At 59.4% G+C, this 3,984-nt stretch carries 4 protein-coding genes and 1 pseudogene; 1 reads left to right on the top strand and 4 read right to left on the bottom strand.

What is annotated here, in order from left to right; all coding sequences use genetic code 11:
• Window positions 1-187, top strand: a pseudogene (locus tag ACHIRB_RS08305) (IS1595 family transposase); the annotation flags it as partial.
• Window positions 188-1,056: 869 nt separating this feature from the next.
• Here ACHIRB_RS08305 and ACHIRB_RS08300 read toward each other — a convergent pair.
• From ACHIRB_RS08300 to ACHIRB_RS08285, 4 genes are all read right to left on the bottom strand, one after another.
• Window positions 1,057-1,305 carry a hypothetical protein gene (locus ACHIRB_RS08300; RefSeq protein WP_395126688.1) on the bottom strand — a complete coding sequence of 83 codons (249 nt, stop codon included), beginning with the start codon at window positions 1,303-1,305 and terminating at the stop codon, window positions 1,057-1,059.
• A 198-nt stretch (window positions 1,306-1,503) separates the two neighbouring features.
• Entirely contained in the window at window positions 1,504-2,067 is a 564-nt protein-coding gene (locus ACHIRB_RS08295) for a recombinase family protein (protein WP_395126687.1), read from the bottom strand.
• A 295-nt stretch (window positions 2,068-2,362) separates the two neighbouring features.
• Window positions 2,363-3,373: a DUF4268 domain-containing protein gene (locus ACHIRB_RS08290; RefSeq protein ID WP_395126686.1), complete on the bottom strand. Its 1,011-nt coding sequence runs from the start codon at window positions 3,371-3,373 to the stop codon at window positions 2,363-2,365.
• 130 nt (window positions 3,374-3,503) lie between these two features.
• Window positions 3,504-3,984, bottom strand: a 481-nt coding sequence (locus ACHIRB_RS08285) for a hypothetical protein (RefSeq protein ID WP_395127665.1), incomplete at its 5' end; no start/stop codon positions are given.

Raw genomic sequence — 3,984 nt, 5'->3', positions numbered from 1 at the left:
ATTCGCCTTCCGTTTCAATCGCCGCAGGTCGAAGGCTCGCGGGATGCTGTTTTACCGACTCCTGCAGCAGAGCGTCAACACCGATCCCCACCCACTCGTCGAACTCATCGGCGGCACCGCTGCCGGCAACAGCGTCGCCCTTGAAAATCTGGAACCATTGTCCAGCAACACATTTGATGACTTCTGAAGAATCAGTCCACTTAAGCAGATAAGCAGTACGTACGTGCTAATTTGTCGATGGGTCGATCCGCGGGAAGCATCGACGCGTCAATCAAAGATAAGCGCGCGATCCAGCGGCGCGGTACTGACGCAGAGGCCCAGCCATGTTCGAAACCTGGCCTACGCCTTCGATCCTGCGCTATGGCGGATCGTCTCGCCGCCACTCGATGTGAACATAAGCGTTGCCGCCGCGATCGCCCGCGCACACCCCCCGGGATTCAGTGCCAGCTGCCCACTCAGGATGCGAGCCGAAGGGTTGAATTTGGACACCACAGTCCGCAGCACCTTAGATGCTTGGGCACGAGCCAGTGCTGGAGATTGGTTGTGTCGCTTAACATTTCGCGTACCAACCGGAAACGAAAGAGGCTACCTCGACATGCGAATCTGGTGGGGACCCGACGCCGTCACACCGACAAAAGACACACGACAATGACCGACGACGACCGGAATTCACAACCGGCCGAGGCCATCAAACGCGACCTGACCATGATCGCCGATCTACGGAAGAAGCTCCTCAAACAGTCAGAGGGCAACGACTTTCGCCCCACCCACCACAGTCCCAGGCCGGCTGCTCGACCAGCTCAACGAGCTAGACGAGCGCGAAGACACCTGACAACTCAACCGTGGTCTCTTGCCTGCGCCCGCATCCGCCGGCGGATCAACGCATCTCGGTTCTCCACACCCCGGTAGACCTCTGTGTTCACCTCGTCGGTGAGATCCAGCTCCACACCCCGAAGTCGACTGGTCGCCAGCTCCGCCAAGGACAGATCGCACGCCAAACGACCAACGCCGCACGACTCGACGACACCCGCTCGGCAAGGCCGGCCAGCTTCGCAGTCAGATCCTCATCGAGAAAATCGGTACGACAGTCATGTCGGTATCGAAACCTCGCCGCTGCGGCGGCAACGCCGCCAAATCCACGTAAGAGACAAGCATTTGCCGAATAGCAATACGCACGATCGCGCCCAACCGACGCTGCCCGAAACGGTCTGCAAGTAAATGCAATTCAGCCTTCGTCGACACCGCAATCGACACATTGTGTCGGCCACCGATCGGGCACCCTGCCAGGCCGCCGATGACTCCCACTGGTACTCGAAGTCATATCAGCTCCTCGGACATCAAAGCTCTCGAACGCACCTAGCAAAGAGGGCACGGAGATCGTGGCGCATCAGCGATCTGACGACTCGCGCATCTGGGTAGACAGACTAAAGCGCAGAACATCAGCAAGTTGTGTATAGACCGGCAAGTTGCCGCGTCGCGGGACGCGAGGTGTGTCGGCGCAGTTCACGCCAAAGAGCGGTACAACGTTGCACGTGACACTTTCAGTGTGTCGCAGATCAATCGGACCGGTTCTCCGGATTCGCGCATCCGCTTGGCCAGTGCGACCTGATCGTTCGTCAACGATCGAGGACGACCCGTGTGCAGCCCCCGCGCCGCCGCGGCTTCCCGTGCGGCTGTGGCACGTTCGGCCTTGAGGTCCACTTCGTACTCCGCGAGCGCCGCGAAAATTGATGCAACCATCTTGCCTGTGGGTGTGCTGAAGTCGACACCCTCCCGAAGGCTGCGCAAGTTGATTCCTCTCTTACGGAGGTCCTGGATCGTCTCGATGATGCCGCTCATGCTTCGGCCGAGTCGATCCAGTGCGACGACGACTACGGTGTCGCCCTCGCGCGCGTACTCGAGTAGTTCCTTGAGTCCATCGCGATCTTGTGTTCGACCGGACTGCTTGTCGCTGAAGATGCGATCGACCCCTGCGGCTGTGAGGGCGTCGATCTGTTGCTCGAGGTGTTGCTTCGTTGTCGAGACACGGGCGTAACCCAGTGCATGTCCGGATGCTGTACCACTCATGAACCAATCATCTCATAAGTCGGAGCATTGCGGAATATTGAGACAACCTTTTTGCGACGGACTTTTGAGACGGCTCTAACTGCGCAAACGGAAGCTGCAGAGGTCGCCTTTGAGGCTGTCTCGTATCTTTGGAAATGAGACAGTCGCTCGGACCGTCAGTGCCTGCCTTCGGGAAAGCCCAAGTTGCTTGTGCGTGCTCAGGTTGTGCCGCCGCTACGGCGTAGGCGGTCTGTTCGCGAACACTGTTGCGATCGTTCCGAATGTCGCGAGTGCGGTCGTCGGCACGACTTAAGGGCTATTGGTTTTCGGTCGGAGGTGCAGCAGCATGGGTCCGATCTGGCGCTACGCTGCGTATGGCCGTGACGCCACCCACTGCGGCGAGTGCCCTCCGGAGCCGGCCTTGTTGTTCAATCAGCCAGGCAGTCATCTCGGGCCAAAGTTTCGAGTCGGAGATGTCGTCGAATGGGGACGTCACCACGATCCGCGCCGCCTTGCGGCCTGCCATGTCATCCCAGGTGGCCGGATGGCCAAGCGCTGCCTCGAAGGTGTCGCGGCGCTCGTGGAGCCAGTCGAATCGTGCCTGGTTCAGGTCGGCGTCTGTCGACTCGAAGTAGAGCTGGGCAATCAGCGAGCTGCTGACCCATGCCATTGAGAGCGTCATCCCGCTCAGTCCTACCGGGGTGTTGCACCACGACTGCGCAGTAGTATTTGCGCGCGTCCAGTTGGGATGCTTGAGCCGGACTTGTTCTAGAACAGTTTCCCAGAATTCCCGGTACTGGCGAACCGTTGCCGACACCTCACCCGAGATAGCCGAGTTCGCCTTCTTAACCCGCTTTTCCCAGTCGTTCGGCTGCGCCACCAGTTCGAAATTGGGCGCTGCCTGGGAGTTGCCGATTTTTACCACGCGAATGACGACGCCGAACATCCGGGTGTTCTCGTCCGTGCGTTGGTTCAACCAGTCGATCGCCGCCCGGTGCTCGGGCCGAAATTCCGTTGTCACCCACACGATCGTCGTTGGGTCGGTTCCCGCGGCGTACGTGATGATCTGGCCTAGATGGGTGTGATTCGATCGCTCCAACTGGTTCTCCACGATCACGACGCCTCCATTGGTTACGTCGTAGCCCTTCAAATCCAAACTGAAATCACCCACCGGATGTTCTGCGACGTCGAGCACGAGGTCCATGCCCAGCAGATCACTCAGGACATCCACGTTCTCGAGGAGCCAACGGGTGAAGTCGCGGGCTTCGTGTGGCCAAACGTCTCTCGGCTCTACGGACTCAAGGCGGCCGAGGTTAGGGGCGGTCATGGCCACGAGCCTGGCATCCAGGGACGGAATACGATTGCGCCGGGTGGCCGCAGACCGCGGGTCATCCCCCCGCGCTGTGTGCGAGGTTGCATCCAGTGCTCAAGACCAGGACCACGCTCGACCATCACATTTAGTCCGGGTACTCAGCGAGGATGCCGTTGACGAGCGCTCGCTTGGACTTACCTGAGGAGTCGAGTCCCCACTCGTGGTAGATGTCCTTTAGTTCGGCGACGGTCAGTGCCTCAAGGTCTTCCCTGGAGTAGGGATCGTCAACGACCGAGTACGTATCCGACTTGGCGAACTGGACGTAACTCCAACTCAGGCTAGTTGTGAACTCAGGCTGCGCGTCTGGGTACTTCTTGTTGATCTCCATATCCAAGACTGCACGAACCCTCTCTGCAATCAGTTCAGCGGTTCGCGGGTGAACTCGCCCCCCGAAATCAGGGTGGAACTGGACCTTGAAGCCGATGTCCAGCACTTTCTTGGCGTTGGCCACGCCGTACTCCTTTAGTCGTGGGGATGCCGGGTGGGTTGCATCCAGCCTTGATTTGATGGGCCTTGACCCCTCGTGTTGGACACGCTCAATCCCGGACAGAGTTCGGGGGAAGCGA

It is taken from the genome of Antrihabitans spumae, assembly GCF_043944905.1.
Classification (GTDB): Bacteria; Actinomycetota; Actinomycetes; order Mycobacteriales; family Mycobacteriaceae; genus Antrihabitans; species Antrihabitans spumae.
Note: the sequence above shows the minus strand (reverse complement) of the source record. Positions and strands in the feature narration are given on the sequence as shown.